Source organism: Variovorax terrae, assembly GCF_022809125.1.
Classification (GTDB): Bacteria; Pseudomonadota; Gammaproteobacteria; order Burkholderiales; family Burkholderiaceae_C; genus Variovorax_A; species Variovorax_A terrae.
In genome coordinates this window covers 968,773-987,486 of the sequence record NZ_JALGBI010000001.1, presented here as the reverse complement: position 1 = coordinate 987,486, position 18,714 = coordinate 968,773, and the positions used below count along the sequence as shown (strand labels likewise).

Sequence of the window (18,714 nt, the reverse complement as noted above, 5' to 3'; positions counted from 1 at the left end):
GGCTCCAGGGGTGAGCGCCTGATGCAAGTCGACGTCGCCATCGTGGGCGCGGGCGCGGCCGGCCTGTTCTGCGCCGGCGTGGCCGGCCAGCTCGGGCTCAAGGTGCTGCTGATCGACCACAGCGAGAAAGTGGCCGAGAAGATCCGCATCTCCGGCGGCGGGCGCGCCAACTTCACCAACCGCGACCTCGACCCCGCCGCGCCGCACAAGCATTTCCTGGGCGAGAACCCGCACTTCTGCCGCAGCGCACTCAGCCGCTACACACCGCAGGACTTCATCGCGCTGGTGCAGCGCCACGGCATCCCCTTTCACGAGAAGCACAAGGGCCAGCTGTTCGCCGACCGTTCGGCCGACGACCTGATCCAGATGCTGCTGCGCGAGTGCGAGGCCGGCGGCGTGGTCCGCTGGCAGCCCTGTAGCGTCAAAAACATACGCTTTTCGGCCCAGGGTCCAGGTGGGGCGGTCATTGGTAGCTATGAAATCGATAGCAGCGAGGGCGTCGTCACGGCCTCCAGCGTGGTCATCGCCACCGGCGGCCTGTCGATTCCCAAGATCGGCGCCACCGATTTCGGCTACCGCATCGCCTGCCAGTTCGGCCTGCGGCTGGTCGAGCCGCGCCCGGCGCTGGTGCCGCTCACCTTCGACGGCGCCGCCTGGGCGCCCTACGCCCAGTTGGCCGGCCTGGCGCTGCCGGTGCAGATCGAAACCGGCGCCAAGAAGGCACGCGGCGCCTTCCACGAAGACCTGCTGTTCACCCACCGCGGACTGAGCGGCCCGGCCGTGCTGCAGATCTCGAGCTACTGGCGCGACGGCCAGCCGATCCGCCTGAACCTCGCACCCGACGCCGACCTGCCGGCCACCCTGGCGCGCGCCAAGGCCAGCTCACGCAAGCTGATCGCCAACGAACTCGCAGCCCTCGTGCCCGGCCGCCTGGCCGACGCCTGGGTGCAGCAGGACGCCGCCTGGCAGCGCCCCGTCAACGAGGCCAGCGACAAGGCGCTGGGCGGGCTGGCCGAACGGCTCGCGCGCTGGAAGCTCACGCCCACCGGCACCGAGGGCTACAAGAAGGCCGAGGTCACGGCCGGCGGTGTGGACACGCGCGACCTGTCATCCCAGACGATGGAGTCCAAACAGCCCGGCCTGTACTTCATCGGCGAGGTGGTCGATGTGACCGGCTGGCTTGGCGGCTACAACTTCCAGTGGGCCTGGGCCAGCGGCTACGCCTGCGCGCAGGCGCTGGCGGCCCGGCTCGCGCCGTCCTGAGCCGCCACAGCCTCCCGCATCGACCGGACCCGTACTTGCCCAGGACCGCCAAAGGGCTATAATCTAGGGCTTTGCTGGCAAACCCCAACGGCCTGATCAACATTTTGTTGGGGAACCCCGCCCGGGGCCCGATCTTCCCCTGGCACATTATTGAAATCATTACGTAATGACCACCATCCGTGTAAAAGAGAACGAGCCCTTTGACGTGGCACTGCGCCGCTTCAAGCGCACCATCGAGAAGCTGGGCCTGCTGACCGAACTGCGCGCCCGCGAGTTCTACGAGAAGCCCACCGCCGAGCGCAAGCGCAAGAAGGCCGCCGCCGTCAAGCGCCACTACAAGCGCGTGCGCAGCATGCAGCTGCCCAAGAAGCTGTACTGATCGCGACGGCCTCGGCCCTCAAGAACCCGCGCTCGGGACGCCAGGCGCGGGTTTTCTTTTTTTCCATGCCTTTTCAGCGGAGAACGCCATGTCCCTCAAAGACCAGATCACCGACGATATGAAAGCCGCCATGCGCGCCAAGGACGCGGAGCGCCTGGGCACCATCCGCCTGCTGACGGCCGCGATGAAGCAGAAGGAAGTCGACGAGCGTGTGACGCTGGACGACGCCATGGTCATCGCCATCGTGGACAAGCTCATCAAGCAGCGCAAGGACAGCGTCGAGGCGTTTGAGAAAGCGGCCCGGCAGGACCTGGCCGACAAGGAAGCCGCCGAGATCGTCGTCCTGCAGGCCTACCTGCCGGCGCGGCTGTCGGCCGAAGAAGTGGCGGCCGAAGTCCAGGCCATCGTGGCCGAGCTCGGCGCCAAGGGCCCGGGCGACATGGGCAAGGTGATGGGCGCCGTCAAGGCGCGCCTAGCCGGCAAGGCCGACATGGGCCAGGTGTCGGCCGCCGTCAAGCACGCCTTGGCAAACGGCTGACCACGCCTTCGCCGGTTCAAGCGCCCGGATCGTCCCGGGCGTCAAACCGGCCCTCCACCCAGGTGCTGCGGCTGCCGCCATGCCGCCGGTCGGCCTGCGCCCCCACCAGGTCCGAGCCGTAGACCACGGTCGCAGCCTCCTGCATCTTGCGCAGGCAGCGCGCCAGGGTGGCGATCTCCTCTTCGTTCAGGGTCGAGAGCATGGCCCGGTGGATCTTCACGACCTGCGGGAACCCATGCCGGTACAACTCGCGGCCCGCCGCCGACAGCACCACCTTCACCCTTCGCCCGTCGCCCGCCACGCGGCGGCGGAAGATGAGCTTCTTGTCCAGCAGGCCCCGCAGCGTGCGCGAGCCCTGCGAGCGGTCGACCGAGGTCCAGGCCGCGAGGTCGGACGGAGACAGCGGGCCGAGGGCCGCCAGCATCGCGATGAAGCCCCACTCCTCGCGGGTCACGCCGAACTCGCCTTCGCACAGGCGCGTCACCAGCGAGCCGCTCACGCCATAGAACTCCGACACGCGGAAGTTCAGCAAGTCAAAGATCGATGAAGGATGCGCCAGATTGGGCGGCATCGAGATCTCGACCGGCCTGTGCGCCCAGGTGGTCAGGCGCGGACGCCGCGCCTCCGCGGCCTCGCCGCGCCTAGGGGTAAGTCCCCGGGATAGTGGATTTTTTCCATTAGGGGTCGGATTCATACACTCGGATTCATGTCTAGCTATTCCACCCCCCAGCAGTACATCGCTGGCCGCTGGCGAGAGGGCCGCGGTGCGGCTTCGCTGCATGTTACCAACCCGGCCAACGGCGAAGTGCTGGCCACCTATGCGGCCGCGCACCCGCAGGATATCGACGAGGCGCTGTCAGCCGCCCAGGACGGTTTCTCGCGCTGGAGCGCGCTGACGGCCCTGGACCGCTCGGCCTGCCTGCGCAAGGCGGCCGCGCTGCTGCGCGAACGCGCGCCCCTGCTGGGCCTGCAGCTCACGCTGGAACAAGGCAAGCCGCTGGCCGAATCGGGCCGTGAAATCGAACAGGCCGCCCAGATGCTGGAGTGGTTTGCCGAAGAAGGGCGCCGCTGCTACGGGCACACCATTCCGTCGCGCTGGCCGACGACGCGGTTCCACACGCTGCGCCAGCCGATCGGACCGGTGGCGGCCTTCACGCCGTGGAACTTCCCGGTCATGCTGTCGGCCAGCAAGCTCGGGGCGGCGCTGGCCGCCGGCTGCTCGGTGGTGCTCAAGCCGGCCGAGGAAACGCCGCTGGCGGTGTCCGGGCTGGTGCGCTGCCTGGTGGAGGCGGGCGTGCCCGCCAACGCGGTGCAGTTGCTGCTGGGCGTGCCCGCCGAGGTCTCGTCCGCACTGATCGCATCGCCCACGATCCGCAAGGTTTCGTTCACGGGCTCGCAGGCCGTGGGGCGGCAGATCGCCGCACTGGCGGGCCAGCACCTCAAGCCGGTGACGCTCGAGCTCGGCGGCCATGCGCCCGTGATCGTCTGCGCCGATGCCGACCCGCTGGCCGCCGTCCAGACGCTGGTCCAGATCAAGCTGCGCAACGCCGGGCAGATCTGCGCCAACCCGTCGCGCTTCTTCGTGCACCGCAGCCGCTACGAGGCCTTCGTCGCAGCGTTCGCCAGCGTCGCGCGCGCCACCCGCATGGGCGACGGGCGCGACGCGGCCACCACCATGGGGCCGCTGGCCAGCGAGCGCCGCGTGCGCGCCGTGCGGGCCCTGGTGGACGACGCCCGCGCGCAGGGCGCGCGCCTGGTCTGCGGCGGCGAGCCGGGGCCGGGCCTGGGCTTCTTCTATGCGCCCACCGTGCTGGCCGAGGTGCCGGCGCACGCGCGCATCATGCAGGAAGAGCCCTTCGGCCCGCTGGTGCCGGTGGCGCCGTTCGACACCCTGGACGAGGCCATCGGCCTGGCCAACAGCCTGCCCGTCGGGCTGGCCGCCTTCGGCTTCACGCAGGACCTGCACAGCGCGCGCCGCATCGGCGAAGAAGTCCGTGCCGGCGCCGTCGCCCTCAACACCGTCGCGCTGATGCAGCCCGAAACCCCGTTCGGCGGCGTGCTGGACAGCGGCATCGGCCGCGAAAACGGCCTGCAGGGCATCGAGCCCTACCTCACCACACGCACCATCGCCACCGCTTAACCAGGAGTACCCCCTTGAACACCCCCACCATCGACGTGCGCAGCGCCAATGCGCAGCACATGTACCACCCCATGGTCGACCCCAAGGTCGCACAGCAGCACCCGCCCCTGATCATGGAACGCGGCGAAGGCGTGCATGTCTTCGACATCGACGGCAAGCGCTATCTGGATACCGTCGCCTCGCTGTGGAACGTCAACGTCGGGCACAACCGCCGCGAGGTGATCGACGCCATCACGGCGCAATTGGGCAAGCTGGCCTACTACTCGACCTTCCACAACACGTCCAACCCGCCGGCCATCGAGCTGTCGGCGCGGCTCACGGCCATGTTCGCGCCCGAGAAGATGAGCAAGGTGCTGTTTTCCTCTGGCGGCTCCGACGCCGTGGAGACTTCGCTGAAGCTGGCACGCCAGTACTGGAAGCTGGAAGGCCAGGCCGAACGCGTGAAGTTCCTGTCGCTCAAGGGGGGCTACCACGGCGTGCATTTCGGCGGCGCCTCGCTCAACGGCAGCCCGGCGTTCCGCACCGCGTACGAACCGCTGATGCCCGGCTGCTTCCAGATCGAAAGCCCCTACCTCTACCGCAACCTCTGGAACGAATCCGACCCCGCCAGGCTGGCCAGCCTGTGCGCCGCGGAACTCGAAAGCGCGATCCTGTACCAGGGGCCGAACACCATCGCCGCCTTCGTGGCCGAGCCGGTGCAGGGAGCGGGCGGCGTGATCGTGCCGCACGAAAGCTACTGGCCGCAGGTGCGCGCCGTCCTCGACAAGTACGGCATCCTGCTGATCAGCGACGAGATCGTGACCGGCTTCGGCCGCATCGGCGCCATGTGCGGCGCCCGCGCCTGGGGCGTGGCGCCCGACATCATGGCCATGGCCAAGGGCATCAACTCGGGCTATGTGCCGCTGGGCGCCACCTTGATCAACGAACGGGTGGCTAGCGCCTGGGAGAGGCCCGGCGTCCCGGCGGCCCTGATGCACGGCTACACCTACTCGGGCCACGCGCTGGCCTGCGCAGCCGCCAATGCCAACCTGGCCATCGTGGAGCGCGAGAATCTGCCGGAGCGCTCGCTCGACACCGGCCACTACCTGCTGGAACGCCTGCACGAGCTGATGCGCTACCCGCATGTGGGCGATGTGCGCGGCAAGGGATTGATGGCCGCGGTCGAACTGGTCGTGAGCCGCGAGAGCCGCGAGATGCTGATGGCCTACAGCCCCTATGCGCAAGCCCTGATGGCCGCCGCCCGCCAGGAAGGTGCGATCATCCGCGTCCAGGGCAACCGGCTGATTCTGTCGCCGCCGCTGGTCTTCACGTACGACCACGTCGATGAGGCGATGCACATCCTCCACCGTGCATTTGCCGTTGCCGAAAACCTCTGACCCCTCCGCTTCAACGCACCCACCAGGAACCTGCCATGCCACGCTGGATCGCCACTGCCGCCGTCATCGCCACCGCTCTCGTGTCACTGCCCCTGACCGCCGCCGCACAGGAAAAGTGGCCCGCCAAGGCCATCGAGATCATCTACACGTTTCCGCCCGGCAACGATGCCGATGCCGTCTTCCGCGTGTTGGCGCAGGGCATGAGCAAACGGCTGGGCGTTCCGGTGCAGGTCATCAACAAGCCCGGCGGCGGCGGCGTGGTCGGCACGGCCGAGCTCACCAAGGCCAAGCCCGATGGCTACACCATCGGCTCCTGGACCGCCGGCCCGGGCGTCACGCAGGTTCTGGCGGGCAACACGCCCTACAAGCAGGCCGACTACGCGCCGCTGGCGGGTGTGTTCGTCAACGACTTCGTGCTGGCCGCGCGCGGCGACATCCCGGCCAGCAACCTGAAGGAGTTTGCCGTCTGGGCCAAGGCGCAGGGCAAGCCGATCATCATCGGCTCCTACGCGGCGGCCTCCAGCCCGGCGCTGATCGCCGCCAAAATCGCGCGCCAGGACGGCTGGCCCTACAAGATCGTGGCCTTCCCGAATCCAAGCGCCAAGGAGCTGACCGCCGGCGACGCCGACCTCGCCACCACGGGCGCCGAAATGGCCGCGCCGTTCGCGCGCGCCAAGCAGATCAAGGTCCTCTCGACCTGGATGCCCACACGCAGCAAGCACTATCCCGACACCGCCACCCTCAAGGAAGCGGGCTACGGCGAGCGGTTTCCGTGGATCGGCCTGATCGCGCCCGCCAACACGCCCCGCGACATCACGCACAAGCTCAGCGAGACGGTGCGCGAAGCCATGGGCGACAAGGAGATGGTCGACCTGCTCGGCAAGCTCGGCGTCCCTGCGCTGTACATGACGCCCGAGCAGATGGCCCAGCGCATCCAGTCCGACACCCAGTGGATGGGTGAACTGATGACCGAGCTCGGGATGACAAAGAAGTGACCCGCCCGCCCGCCTCCGCCCTCCCGCCGCGCGGCCTCGACCCGCGGCGCACCCTGCTGTTCCTGCTGGCGCTGCTGGCCGCCGCCGCGCTGGTGGCCACGCCCTGGCTGATCACGCCCTGGCCGCAGAACGCGCCCTGGTACGAATCCCCGGGCGCGTTTCCGCGGTTCGCGCTGGTGCTGGTGATCGCCGGCGCGCTGACCGAACTGCTGGCGCGCCAGGACGCCGAGCGCGATGCCGATTCCGACGAAATGGACGCCAGCGCCTCGCGCCCGGTCCTGATGGCCGTGGCCGTGGCACTGTTCGTCGCCTACTCGCTGGCCACGCCGGTGCTGGGCTTCCTGACCAGCACGCTGCTGTTCTCGCTGGTCACGGCACGGGCCGTGCGGCTGCCCTGGCGCGCCTCGGTGCTGCTCGCGGTGCCGCTGGCCGTGGTGCTGTGGCTGGTGTTCGCCAAGGGGCTGAACATCGCGTTTGGCGGCTGGCTGTGAGGGACCTGCCATGGAGTTCCTGAGCGACTTGTCCTCCGGCCTGATGGCGCTGGCCTCGCTGCCCGTCGCGCTCGCGATCCTGGTCGGCGCGGCGCTGGGCATCATCGTGGGCGTCCTGCCGGGCGTGGGGCCGGGCGTCACCATCGCGGTGCTGCTGCCCTTCACCTACGGCATGCCGCCGCTGGTGGGCATCTGCCTGCTGCTGGGCGTTTATTGCGGCGCCTTCTATGGCGGCGCCGTGACCTCGATCCTGATCCGCACGCCGGGCGAGGCCTCGTCGATCATGACCATGCTCGACGGCTATCCCATGGCGCGGCGCGGCGAGGCCCAGCGCGCCCTGTCCCTGGCCTTCATGTCGGCCTTCGTGGGCGGCATCGTGAGCGCCCTGCTGCTGGGGCTGGCGGCGCGCCCGCTGTCCGTCGTCGCGGGCCGCTTCGGCGCCGCCGAAAGCGTGATGGCCATCGTGCTGGCGGCCCTGTGCGTGGCCAAGGCCTATCGCCGCCAGTTCTTTCCGGCGCTGATGATGACGGGGCTGGGCTTCTTCATCGCCACCGTGGGTATCGATCCGAACTCCAACGAGCTGCGCTACACGCTGGGCACCGGCGAGCTGCTCAACGGCCTGCCGCTGGTGCCTGTGGCGGTCGGCCTGTTCGGCATGGCGCAGGCGCTGGTCATGATTTCCTCGCCCCGCCCCACGTTCGATGCGACGCTGCTGTCGAGCGCCGGGCTTTCCTGGCGCGCGTTCCTCGAACCCCTGCGCTATCCGAAGACCATGGGCAAGGGCCTGCTGCTCGGCGCCGCCATCGGCGTTCTGCCGGCCGTGGGCTCGGTCCTGTCCACCTCGCTCGCCTACTTCTGGGCCAAGCGCGGGGCCACCGATCCGACGCCGTTCGGCAGCGGCAACCCGGAGGGCATCGTCGCCGCCGAATCGGCCAACAACTCCAATTCGGGCGGCGCGATGATCACGGTGCTCACGCTCGGCATTCCGGGCGATGCCATCACCGCGATCATCATGGGCGTGTTCGTCGTCCACGGCATCGTCCCCGGCCCCACGCTGTTCATCGAGCGCCCCGAGATCGTCAACGGCGTGTTCGCCGGGCTGCTGGTGCTGAACATCGTCATCCTCGCGCTGCTGGTGCTGACCATCCGGCCGCTGGCGCGGCTGGCCTATGTCGACGCACGGATCCTGGGCGTCGGCATCCTGGCGCTGAGCTTCGTGGGCGCCTTTGCCGCGGCCAACTCGACCTACTATGTCTGGGTTGCCACGGGCTTCGGCGCCTTCGGCTGGCTGTGCGCGCGGCTGAACATCCCGACCATTCCGCTGATCCTCGGCATGGTGATGGGCGACACGCTGGAAGCCTCGCTGCGCCAGGCCCTGAGCGTCAGCGAAGGTTCGCTGCTGGTCTTCCTCACGCGGCCCATGTCGGCCTGCATGGCCGCCGGCGCGGTGCTGCTGCTCGCCTGGCCGCTGATCGAGCGGCTCGCACGCCAGATCTTCGTGCGCCCTTCCTCCACCCAACGCCATCCCTCATGACCACCACTGGCTTCGTCACCGACGAACTGTGCTTCTGGCACGACCCGGGCAACTACGCCCTGATGCTCAAACCCGGCGGCTTCATCGAGCCCTACAACCGCCACATCGAGAACGCCGACCCGAAGCGGCGCCTGCTCAACCTGCTCGATGTGTCCGGCCTGCTCGGGCAGATGACCGCGATCGCCGCGCGCGATGCCGAACCGGCCGAACTCACGCGCCTGCATTCGCCCGACTACGTCGCGCGCGTGCGCCAGCTCGCGGAGGGCGGCGGCGGCGACACCGGCATGGGCGCGCCGATCTCCTCCAACGGGTGGAGCGCGGCGCGCCGCTCCGCGGGTTGCGCGCTGAGCGCGGTCGATGCCGTGATGCAGCAGCGCGTCGACACGGCCTATGCGCTCACGCGCCCGCCCGGCCACCACGCCGAGCCGGAGCAGGGCATGGGCTTTTGCATCTTCGCCAACGCGGCGCTGGCGGCAGAGCATGCGATCCGCCAGTACGGCGTGCAGCGCGTCGCCATCGTCGACTGGGATGTGCACTTCGGCAACGGCACGCAGAAATGCTTCGAGGCGCGCCGCGACGTGCTCACGATCTCGGTCCACCAGCAGGCGGGATTTCCGCTGGTCAAGGGAGAAGCGGACGAACTCGGCACGGGCGATGGCCTGGGCTACAACCTGAACGTTCCGCTGCCGCCCGGCTGCGGCTTCGGTGCCTACCGGCACGCGTTCGAGCAGATCGTCCTGCCCGCGCTGGAGGCCTACCGGCCCGAACTCATCATCGTCGCCTGCGGCTACGATGCGGGCCGGCTCGACCCGCTGGGGCGCATGATGCTGGACGGCCATGCGTTCCGCTGGATGACGGCGGCCATGCAGGACATGGCCCGGCGCCACGCGCAGGGCCGCCTGGTGATGACGCACGAGGGCGGCTATTGCCCGGTGTCCGTGCCGTTCTTTGGCCTGGCGGTGCTGGAGCAGTTGTCAGGGATCGCGACCGAGGCCACCTGCCCGTTCACCGCGCACCACGCGCTGATCCCGGGCCAGGCCCTGCAGGACCATCAGCGCCAGCTGGTCGCGGCGCTCACCGGGCACTTCGAGGACGTGCGCCAGCGCCACTGGAGCCACCCGGCGCCCTGACGGGCGGCGTCTTGCGCTGGGCCTCGCGCGACGCCGCCGCGCTTCGCAGGCAGTCGAGCATGAGCTCGCTCGCAGGCGTCGGCGGTCGTCCGCGCAGCGTCATGATGCCGACCGGCGGCAGTTCAATCGGCACCTTCACCTTCAGGATGGCCAGCAATCCTTCGCGCGCGAAGTGCCTGGCCACGCTCAGCGCCAGGAAGCCCACGGCCGGCCGCTGGCGCACGACCGACAGCGTCATCAGGAACGAAGCCGTCTCCACGATGTCGGCCGGCGGGACCAGGCGGTGCTTGTAGAACATCTGGCCCAGCTTGACCCGTGACGACGCCCAGGGCGGCGGCACGACCCAGGGCTGCTGCGCGAGCATGGCCCAGTCGGGCCTGGGCTCGGCCGCCAGCGGGTGCCCTGGGCTGACGACGATGCACATGGGTTCGGCGTACAGGGCTTCGGCTTCCAGGTCGGGCGAGGCATAGCCGGGCTCCAGGCGGCCGACGATCAGATCGATCTCGCCCACGCGCAGCCGGGGCAAAAGCCGCGTGAGATCCCCCTCCTCCACCATGACGGTGGTCAGCGCGCTGCGCCGCTTGAGCTCGTCGATGGCCGGCATCAGCAGGCCGGGGGTGGCCACGACCATCGCGCCCACGCTGACGCGCCCCATGCCGCCACTGGCCACCGCGTCGATCTCGTCGCGCGTGCGCCGGTAGTCGGCCAGCACGGAGCGGGCGAACCGGACCACCGTGGCGCCGTAGGCCGTCGGTTCCGTGCCGCGGGTGGAGCGATGGAACAGGTCCAGCCCGAACATGCGCTCGATCTCCACCAGCATCTTGGACACGGCCGGCTGGGTGACGGACAGGAACTCGGCCGCACGGCCCAGATGGCGGAATTCATCGAGCGCCACCAGCAGTTGCAGGTGGCGCAGCTTGAGGTTGGAGCGCAGGACCCGGTCGATGTCAGTCATGCCGGAAGCATAACCAACTCTTCATGAAGCCAGTCTTCTATTTCATTGGATTGGAAAGATGCTTTCAGCCACCATGCGACGTTTTCACACGATACCAAGACCACGGAGACTATCCCCATGCAAGCATCCCGCCGCAGGTTCGTAACCGGCTCCCTGAGTTCCCTGGCCCTGGCCGCCGCCGGCGTCCGCCCGGCCGCCGCCGCCGACTACCCCGGGCGCCCCATCACCTTCATCTGCCCCTGGCCTGCGGGCGGCACGGCCGACCAGTCGATGCGCACCATCTGCCAGGTAGCCGCGCGTGTGCTCAGGCAGCCGATTGCCGTGGACAACCGGGCCGGCGCAGCCGGCATGGTGGGTGCGAAGGCCATCGCCAGCGCCAAGCCCGACGGCTACACCATCGGCCAGATCCCGATCTCGGTCACGCGCTTCTCGCAGCTCGGCACACTCGCCGCCGACCCGCGCAAGGACTTCACCTACCTCGCCCGCACCTCGGGCCAGACCTTCGGCATCGCCGTGCTGCCGAGCTCGCCCTTCAAGACGCTCAAGGACATGGTGGCCCATGCCAAGGCCCAGCCCGGCCGGGTGACCTATGCGCATGCCGGCATCGGCGGTGCCACGCATGTCGGCATGGAAGAATTCGCGCTGGCCGCGGGCATCCAGCTCAACGCCATCGCCTACAAGGGCGGCGCAGCTGCGCTGCAGGACACCCTGGGCGGCCAGGTCGACATGCTGGCAGACTCCAGCAGCTGGGCGCCGCATGTCGAGAGCGGCAAGCTGCGCCTGCTGGCCACCTGGGGCGAGCAACGCACGCCGCGCTTCAAGGACACGCCCACGCTCAAGGAACTGGGCTTCAACGTGGTGGTGGACGCCCCCAACGGCATCGGCGCGCCCAGGGGCTTGCCGCCGGACGTGGAGAAGAAGCTGCGCGACGCCTTCCACTTCGCCGTGAACAGCGACGAGTTCAAAGCCGTCGCCGAGAGGATCGACGCGCCCCTCATGTACCTGGACGGCCCCGACTACCAGAAGTACGTGAAGGCCACGTACGACAAGGAAACCCTGCTGATCCAGCGCCTGAAGCTCAAGGAACTGCTGACCAAGGGCTGAGAACCGACCCCAAAGCCATCTGCCCACCATGACCGCCTCTGCCTCCCTGCTGCACCTGCACCCCCACGACAACGTCTACGTCGCCAAGACGTCGCTGGCGCTGGGCCAGGAGATTCCCGAACTCGGCGTGCGCACGCGCGCCCAGGTGCCCGCGGGCCACAAGATCGCCGCGCGCCGCATCGCCGCAGGCGAGCAGGTGAAGAAGTACGACACCGTGATCGGCGTCGCCACGCGCGACTTGGAGCCCGGCGATTACGTGCACAGCCACAACCTCCAGCTGGTGGACCACTATCGCGACCCGGCCTTCGGCGCAGACGTGCGGCCCGTCCAGTATGTGCCCGAGGGCGAGCGTGCCAACTTCCAGGGCTTCGTACGCGCGGACGGCCGCGTGGGCACGCGCAACTTCATCGGCATCCTGTCGTCGGTGAACTGCTCGGCCACGGTCATCAAGAACATCGCCGCGCATTTCACGCCCGAGCGGCTGGCGGCCTTCCCGAATGTGGATGGCGTGGCCGCCTTCGCACAGACCAGCGGCTGCGGCATGTCCTCGCCCAGCGAACATTTCGACGTGCTGCGCCGCACACTGGCCGGCTATGCGCGCCACCCCAACCTGGCGGGCGTGCTCATCGTGGGCCTGGGCTGCGAGCGCAACCAGGTGGATTCGCTTGTGGATTCGCAGGGTCTGGCCAAAGGCAACCTGATGCGCACGATGGTGATGCAGGACGTGGGCGGCACGCGCGCCACCATCGCGGCGGGCATCGCGGCCATCGAGGAGATGCTGCCCACAGCCAACGCGGCGCAGCGCAGCCCGGTGAGCGCGAGCCACCTCAAGATCGGCCTGGAGTGCGGTGGCTCCGACGGCTTCTCGGGCATCACGGCCAACCCGGCGCTGGGCGCGGCCATGGACATCCTGGTGCGCCATGGCGGCACGGCCATCCTGTCGGAAACGCCCGAGATCCACGGCGTGGAATTCATGCTCACGCGCCGCGCCATCAGCCCCGAGGTCGGGCAAAAGCTGCTGGACCGCCTGGCCTGGTGGGGAAAATACACTGCGGGGCATAACGCCCAGTTCAACGGCGTGGTGGGCCACGGCAACCAGGCCGGCGGCCTGGCCAACATCTTCGAGAAATCGCTGGGCTCGGCCATGAAGGGCGGCACCACGCCGCTGCGCGCAGTGTACGAATACGCCGAGCCCATCACCGAGCACGGCTTCGTCTTCATGGACTCGCCGGGCTACGACCCGGTGGCCTCCACGGGCCAGATCGCCAGCGGCGCCAACCTGATCTGCTTCACCACCGGGCGCGGCTCCATGTTCGGCAGCAAGCCCGCACCCACGATCAAGCTGGCCAGCAACACACCCATGTACCAGCGCCTGGAGGAAGACATGGACATCAACTGCGGCCTGATCGTGGACGGCGAATGCAGCGTGCCCGAAATGGGACAGCGCATCTTCGAGCAGATCCTGCGCCATGCCAGCGGCGAGGCCACCAAGAGCGAGGCCCTGGGCCTGGGCGACCACGAATTCGTGCCCTGGCACCTGGGCATCGTCAGTTGACAACTCCTGAAAACATAGCAGTCAGCGCTTGATGCATCAGCGCTGCCGGCCTCTTTCCCTGAAATCCATGCCCTTGACCCTCACCCGCCCCGAGCTGATCCGCAGCGCCAACTTCATCGGCGGCCAGTGGCAGCCTGCGGCGGACGCCGTGCTCCCCGTCACCGACCCGGCCACCGGCGCCGCCATCACCTGCGTCCCCGACTCGGGCGCCGCCGAGGCGCGCGCCGCGCTGGACGCCGCGCACGCGGCCTTTCCCGCCTGGCGCAAGCTGTCGGCCAAGCAGCGCGCCGCACTCATCAAGCGCTGGAACGACCTCGTGCTGGCCCACCAGGACGACCTGGGCGCGCTGATCTCGCTGGAGCAGGGCAAGCCCCTGGCCGAAGGCAAGGGCGAGGTGGCCTATGCCGCCAGCTACATCGAGTGGTTCGGCGAAGAGGCCACGCGCATGAACGGCGAGGTGATTCCCGCGCCCGTGCCGGGCCGGCGCATGTTCGCGCTGCGCGAGCCCGTGGGCGTGGTGGCCGCCATCACGCCGTGGAACTTCCCGGCCGCGATGATCGCGCGCAAGATCGCACCGGCGCTGGCCGCCGGCTGCACCGTGGTCTGCAAGCCCGCCGAGGACACGCCCCTCACCTCGCTCGCGCTGGTGCTGCTGGCGCACGAGGCGGGCGTGCCGCCGGGTGTGCTCAACATCGTCACCGCCTCGCGCGGGAAGACGCCCGAGGTGGTGGATGTGTGGCTCGACGACCCGCGCGTGCGCAAGATCACCTTCACCGGCTCCACGCCCGTGGGCAAGCACCTGGCGCGCCGCAGTGCCGACACGCTCAAGAAACTCTCGCTCGAACTCGGCGGTAACGCGCCCTTCATCGTGTTCGAGGATGCGGATATCGACGCGGCCGTAGACGGCTTCATGGCTGCCAAGTTCCGCAACGGCGGCCAGACCTGCGTGTGCCCCAACCGCGTGTTCGTGCAGCGCGGCGTGTTCGACGCCTTCGCCGGCAAGCTTGCTGCGCGCGTGGCAGCGCTGAAAGTGGGGCCGGCCAGCGACCCGGCCTCGCAGATCGGCCCCATGATCAACGACCGCGCCGTGGAGAAGATCGAGCACCACGTCAACGACGCCGTGGCCAGGGGCGCGAAAGTGCTCACGGGCGGCCAGCGCCTCACGCAGCTGGGCCCCACCTATTACGCGCCCACGGTGCTCACGGGCGCCGACGCCACCATGGCCTGCGCCTGCGAGGAAACCTTCGGCCCCGTGGCGCCGCTCACCGTGTTCGACAGCGAAGACGAAGTGATCGCCGCCGCCAACGACACGCCCTTCGGTCTCGCCGCCTACTTCTACAGCCAGAACGCGCGCCGCATCTGGCGCGTGGCCGATGCCCTTGAGAGCGGCATTGTCGGCATCAACGAAGGCGCGCTGGCCGCCGAGGCCGCGCCCTTTGGCGGCGTGAAGGAATCGGGCTACGGCCGCGAAGGCTCCACCCATGGGCTCGACGACTACCTGCACACCAAGTACGTCTGCCAGGGGCAGCTGGACTGAGGCACGCCATGACCACTCCCGTTTTTCACGTTCTCGTCACCGCCGAGCACTGGGCGCCCGAAGCCCAGGCGCTGGTCCAGGCCGCCGGCGGGCAGCTCCACTTCATGGCCGAGCCGATCACTGAAGACAGCCTGGCCACGCGGCTGGCGCAAACCAGCGCCCAGGCCCTGGTGCTGCGCGGCTCCAAGCCCGTGACGGCACAGGTGCTGCGCGCCGCGCCGGCGCTGCGCATCGTCGCCAAGAACGGCGCGGGCGTGGACAGCGTGGACCTGGAGGCCGCCCGCGCGCAAGGCGTGGCCGTGGCTGTGGCGCTGGCCGCCAATGCCCCGGCCGTGGCCGAACATGCGCTGGCGCTGATGCTGGCCCTCGTGCGCCAGTTGCCGCAGCTCGACCGCCAGGTGCGCACCGGCCACTGGGCCGGCAGCAGCTGGCAGGGGCGGGACTTCCGCGGCTCGACGGTCGGCATCATCGGCTACGGCGCCATCGGCCGCGCCACAGCGCAGTTGGCCACGGCCCTGGGCGCGCAGGTGCTGGTGCTGCGCCCGCCAGGGCAGGCCGATGGCTTGGCCTGCGAGCCCGATCTGCACCGCCTGCTGCCGCAGCTGGACATCCTGAGCCTGCACTGCCCGCTGACCGAGCGCACGCGCGGCCTGATCGGTGCGCGCGAGCTGGCGCTGCTGCGCCCGGGCAGCCTGCTGGTCAACACCGCGCGCGGCCCTGTCGTCGATGAGGCCGCGCTCGTCGCCGCGCTGCAGAGCGGCCACCTGGCCGGTGCCGGGCTCGACACCTTCGACACCGAACCGCTGCCGCCCGGCCATGCGCTCACCCTGTTGCCGCAGGTGCTGCTGACCCCGCACGTGGCCGGCGTGACGCGCCAGGCCGCGCTGCGCGTGGCAACCATCACCGCCCACAACCTCGTGGACCACCTGGCTGGCCGGCCCCTGCCTGCCGGCCACCTGCTCTGAATCCCAAAAATCATGCCCGCACACAACCCCTTCAAATCCGCCCTGGCCGCGCGCCAGCCCCAGATCGGCCTGTGGCTGTCGATGGCCGACCCGTATCTGGCCGAAGCCGCCGCCACCGCGCGCTACGACTGGCTACTGATTGACGGCGAGCACGCCCCCAATGACTTGCGCGGCACCTTGGCCGCGCTGCAGGCCGTAGCCCCCTACCCCAGCCAGCCCGTGGTGCGCGTGGTGGAAGGCCGCACCGCCCTCATCAAGCAGATGCTGGACATCGGCGCCAAGTCGCTGTTGGTGCCGATGGTGGACACGGCAAGCCAAGCCCGCGCCATTGTGGCCGCCACGCAGTACCCGCCCCGGGGCGTGCGCGGCGTGGGCAGCGCCGTGGCCCGCGCCTCGCAATGGAGCAGCCGCAGCGACTACCTGGCCGTGGCCGACGACGAAATCTGCCTGCTGGTGCAGGCCGAAACCACCACGGCGCTCTCGAACCTCGAAGCCATCTGCGCCGTGGACGGCGTGCATGGCGTGTTCATCGGCCCGGCCGACCTCGCCGCCTCGATGGGCCATCGCGGCAACCCCGGCCACCCCGAGGTGCAGGCGGCCATCGAGGGCGCCATGAAGACCATCATCGCCAGCGGCAAGGCCGCCGGCACGCTGACTTCCGACCCGGCTCTGGCGCGGCGCTACCTCGAGCTGGGCTGCACCTTCGTGGCCGTGGGCGTGGACGTGCTGCTGTTCGCCAGCGCGGCGCGCAAGCTGCGTACCGATTTCGGCGGCCAGCCCGTGGCCGACACAGGCCGCCCCAGCGCCGCGTACTGAGTGCCTGCACGCCCCCTTCCCCGATGCGATTTACCAAAAAGGAGACTTCAACGCTATGAAAAAACTGTTGTTCAAAGGATTGGCCGCCCTGTGCATGGGCGCCGCCGTGCTGCCCATCGCGGCACAGGAGTCCAAGACCGTCATGAAAATCGTGGTGCCGTTCAACCCGGGCGGCGGATCGGACCTGTTCGCCCGGCTGATCGCGCCCGGCCTGTCCGAGACGCTCAAGGCCACGGTGATCGTGGAAAACCGCGCGGGCGCGGGCGGCGTGATCGGCGCGGACTATGTGGCCAAGTCCAAACCCGACGGCAACACGCTGCTGCTGTCGGATGCGTCGGCCTACGCCATCAACCCGCACCTGTACCCCAGCCTGCCCTACAAGAGCAGCCAGCTCCAGCCGGTGATCGATGTCGCGCGCTTTGCCAACGTGCTGGTCGTGCCGGCCCACTCGCCCTACGCCAGCATGGCCGACATCGTGCGCGCCGCGAAGCAGTCGCCCGACAAGCTCACGATCGCCTCATCGGGCAACGGCAGCAGCACTCATCTGACCGCGGTGATGATGCAGCGCCTGGGCCGCTTCTCGCTCACGCACGTGCCCTACAAGGGCAGCGGCCCGGCGTTCACCGACCTCCTGGGCGGCCAGGTGGACATGATGTTCAGCGGCCTGCCGGCGGTGTCCGAATACATCAAGGGCAACAAGCTCAAGGCCGTGGCGATCGCATCGGCCAGGCGTTCGCCGTTCGCGCCCGAGGTGCCGACCATGGCCGAGGCCGGCCTCGCCGGATTCGAGTCCTTCATCTCGCAGGGCCTGTTCGCCCCCGCCGGCACGCCCGCGGAAACGGTCACCCGGATCAACGCCGCGGTGAACCAGCTCCTGAGTTCGCCCGAGATGGGCAAGCGCCTGGTGCAGTTGAAAGCCGAGTTCCAGCCGGGCAGCGCCGCCGACTACCAGAAGTGGCTGGACGCACAGTCGGACACCTGGGCCCGGCTGATCAAGGACGCGTCGATCAAGATCGATTGACTCCCATCCCCCCCCGAGGCCTGGCAACGCACCGGCTCGCGCGAAACCCGCCCTACTCCACCAGGATCGGCACCGACACCGCCTCGGCCAGGGCCTTGCCCGGATTCACGTTGTCCAGCAATTCAAGCCGCAGCGTATAGTCGCCGCGCGGCGGTGCCAGCCAGACTTCGGTCTGGCCTTCGGTGAAATCCAGCTCCACCGGCTTGGCCGCCCCCTTGGGATGCAGGCTCAGGCGGAAATGCCCGGTCTCCTTTTCCTGCTGCGACACATGGGCCACATTCAGGCCCGAGGCGTGGAACTGCACGCGAAACGGCGGCTTGAGCTTGGCGTTGTCGGCCAGGTTGAGCAGGCTGATGCCCTTCTTCGTGAGGCTTTGCGGGTCGATGCCCGCGTTCTTCTTCGTCACCGTCACGTTCAGCGGCTTGCTGTAGACGAAGTACGGCAGGTGCTTGTCGTCAGCCAGCAGCAGGCGCAGCTTGTAGCTGCCGGGCGGCAGCGTGAGCACGGTTTCCATCTGGCCCTTGCCGAAGTGGATGTACTGGTCGTTGAACGGCAGCGGCTGCTTGAAGTCCAGCGGCAGCTCGCGGTTGACCAGCAGGTGGTGGTGGCCGCCCTTGCCCTGCACCGGCTGGGTGATGGGCGCCAGCCCCCAGCCGCCCGAGAGGCCGAACTTCGCGACGAATGGCGTCTCGATCTTCATGCCCGGCTCCATGTTGGTGAAGTAGGCCTCGGCCGTCAGGCCAGGCAGGGCCGCCTGCCAGGGATGCCGCGGCGCGGACGCGGCCGCAGCGGCGGGCGCCGGCGCCTGCGCCTGCGCGGCCGATGCGGCCAGGCCCCACGCCAGGATGGACAGGATGGTTCTCGTCTTGCTCATGGCTCGCCCTCTTTTGTCTTCAAGGGATGAAAGCAGGTCCT

18 protein-coding genes are annotated in these 18,714 nt (G+C 69.1%); 15 read left to right on the top strand and 3 right to left on the bottom strand.

Annotation, left to right across the window (positions count from 1 at the left end):
* Positions 1-21 precede the first annotated feature (21 nt).
* The 3 genes from MMF98_RS04625 (at position 22) to MMF98_RS04615 (ending at position 2,180) form a co-directional block, all read left to right on the top strand.
* On the top strand, positions 22-1,263 hold the full coding sequence (locus tag MMF98_RS04625) for a BaiN/RdsA family NAD(P)/FAD-dependent oxidoreductase (protein WP_243304787.1): 1,242 nt from the start codon (positions 22-24) through the stop codon (positions 1,261-1,263).
* A gap of 166 nt (positions 1,264-1,429) precedes the next feature.
* Positions 1,430-1,642 carry a 30S ribosomal protein S21 gene (gene rpsU / locus MMF98_RS04620; RefSeq protein WP_012346814.1) on the top strand — a complete coding sequence of 71 codons (213 nt, stop codon included), beginning with the start codon at positions 1,430-1,432 and terminating at the stop codon, positions 1,640-1,642.
* 88 nt (positions 1,643-1,730) lie between these two features.
* Positions 1,731-2,180 (top strand): GatB/YqeY domain-containing protein, encoded by a 450-nt coding sequence (locus MMF98_RS04615; RefSeq protein WP_243304785.1) that lies wholly within the window; start codon positions 1,731-1,733, stop codon positions 2,178-2,180.
* Positions 2,181-2,196: 16 nt separating this feature from the next.
* Here MMF98_RS04615 and MMF98_RS04610 read toward each other — a convergent pair whose 3' ends face one another.
* A complete protein-coding gene (locus MMF98_RS04610) occupies positions 2,197-2,712 on the bottom strand; it encodes a MarR family winged helix-turn-helix transcriptional regulator (protein WP_243304783.1) in 516 nt (171 codons plus the stop codon).
* 174 nt (positions 2,713-2,886) lie between these two features.
* On the opposite strand from MMF98_RS04610, the gene MMF98_RS04605 reads away from it, so the two are divergent.
* The 6 genes from MMF98_RS04605 to MMF98_RS04580 are packed head-to-tail and all read left to right on the top strand — an operon-like array spanning position 2,887 to position 9,846.
* On the top strand, positions 2,887-4,320 hold the full coding sequence (locus MMF98_RS04605) for an NAD-dependent succinate-semialdehyde dehydrogenase (RefSeq protein WP_243304781.1): 1,434 nt from the start codon (positions 2,887-2,889) through the stop codon (positions 4,318-4,320).
* A gap of 14 nt (positions 4,321-4,334) precedes the next feature.
* The gene (locus MMF98_RS04600) at positions 4,335-5,696 is read left to right on the top strand and encodes an aminotransferase class III-fold pyridoxal phosphate-dependent enzyme (protein ID WP_243304779.1); all 1,362 of its coding nucleotides are present in this window, start codon (positions 4,335-4,337) and stop codon (positions 5,694-5,696) included.
* 35 nt (positions 5,697-5,731) lie between these two features.
* On the top strand, positions 5,732-6,691 hold the full coding sequence (locus MMF98_RS04595) for a Bug family tripartite tricarboxylate transporter substrate binding protein (protein WP_243304777.1): 960 nt from the start codon (positions 5,732-5,734) through the stop codon (positions 6,689-6,691).
* Positions 6,688-7,182, top strand: coding sequence for a tripartite tricarboxylate transporter TctB family protein (locus MMF98_RS04590; protein ID WP_243304775.1), 495 nt, complete (start codon positions 6,688-6,690; stop codon positions 7,180-7,182). The genes MMF98_RS04595 and MMF98_RS04590 overlap by 4 nt, the downstream gene beginning before the upstream one ends.
* A gap of 10 nt (positions 7,183-7,192) precedes the next feature.
* Positions 7,193-8,716 (top strand): tripartite tricarboxylate transporter permease, encoded by a 1,524-nt coding sequence (locus tag MMF98_RS04585; RefSeq protein WP_243304773.1) that lies wholly within the window; start codon positions 7,193-7,195, stop codon positions 8,714-8,716.
* Positions 8,713-9,846 (top strand): class II histone deacetylase, encoded by a 1,134-nt coding sequence (locus tag MMF98_RS04580; RefSeq protein ID WP_243304770.1) that lies wholly within the window; start codon positions 8,713-8,715, stop codon positions 9,844-9,846. The genes MMF98_RS04585 and MMF98_RS04580 overlap by 4 nt, the downstream gene beginning before the upstream one ends.
* On the opposite strand, the gene MMF98_RS04575 is transcribed toward MMF98_RS04580, so the two are convergent.
* Positions 9,791-10,801: a LysR substrate-binding domain-containing protein gene (locus tag MMF98_RS04575; RefSeq protein ID WP_243304768.1), complete on the bottom strand. Its 1,011-nt coding sequence runs from the start codon at positions 10,799-10,801 to the stop codon at positions 9,791-9,793. The genes MMF98_RS04580 and MMF98_RS04575 overlap by 56 nt on opposite strands.
* 117 nt (positions 10,802-10,918) lie before the next feature.
* Here MMF98_RS04575 and MMF98_RS04570 point away from each other — a divergent pair, with 117 nt between their 5' ends.
* The 6 genes from MMF98_RS04570 (at position 10,919) to MMF98_RS04545 (ending at position 17,799) form a co-directional block, all read left to right on the top strand.
* Complete coding sequence (locus MMF98_RS04570; protein ID WP_243304766.1) at positions 10,919-11,905, top strand: tripartite tricarboxylate transporter substrate binding protein; 987 nt, start codon at positions 10,919-10,921, stop codon at positions 11,903-11,905.
* Positions 11,906-11,933: 28 nt separating this feature from the next.
* Complete coding sequence (locus MMF98_RS04565) at positions 11,934-13,460, top strand: UxaA family hydrolase (protein ID WP_243304764.1); 1,527 nt, start codon at positions 11,934-11,936, stop codon at positions 13,458-13,460.
* A 67-nt stretch (positions 13,461-13,527) separates the two neighbouring features.
* Positions 13,528-14,997: an NAD-dependent succinate-semialdehyde dehydrogenase gene (locus MMF98_RS04560; RefSeq protein ID WP_243304762.1), complete on the top strand. Its 1,470-nt coding sequence runs from the start codon at positions 13,528-13,530 to the stop codon at positions 14,995-14,997.
* A gap of 8 nt (positions 14,998-15,005) precedes the next feature.
* Positions 15,006-15,962: an NAD(P)-dependent oxidoreductase gene (locus tag MMF98_RS04555; protein WP_243304760.1), complete on the top strand. Its 957-nt coding sequence runs from the start codon at positions 15,006-15,008 to the stop codon at positions 15,960-15,962.
* A 12-nt stretch (positions 15,963-15,974) separates the two neighbouring features.
* The gene (hpaI, locus tag MMF98_RS04550; RefSeq protein ID WP_243304758.1) at positions 15,975-16,778 is read left to right on the top strand and encodes a 4-hydroxy-2-oxoheptanedioate aldolase; all 804 of its coding nucleotides are present in this window, start codon (positions 15,975-15,977) and stop codon (positions 16,776-16,778) included.
* Between the two features lie 55 nt (positions 16,779-16,833).
* Positions 16,834-17,799 (top strand): Bug family tripartite tricarboxylate transporter substrate binding protein, encoded by a 966-nt coding sequence (locus tag MMF98_RS04545; RefSeq protein ID WP_243304755.1) that lies wholly within the window; start codon positions 16,834-16,836, stop codon positions 17,797-17,799.
* 52 nt (positions 17,800-17,851) lie between these two features.
* Here the strand turns inward: MMF98_RS04545 and MMF98_RS04540 are convergent, their stop codons facing one another.
* On the bottom strand, positions 17,852-18,673 hold the full coding sequence (locus MMF98_RS04540; protein WP_243304754.1) for a DUF4399 domain-containing protein: 822 nt from the start codon (positions 18,671-18,673) through the stop codon (positions 17,852-17,854).
* Positions 18,674-18,714 lie beyond the last annotated feature (41 nt).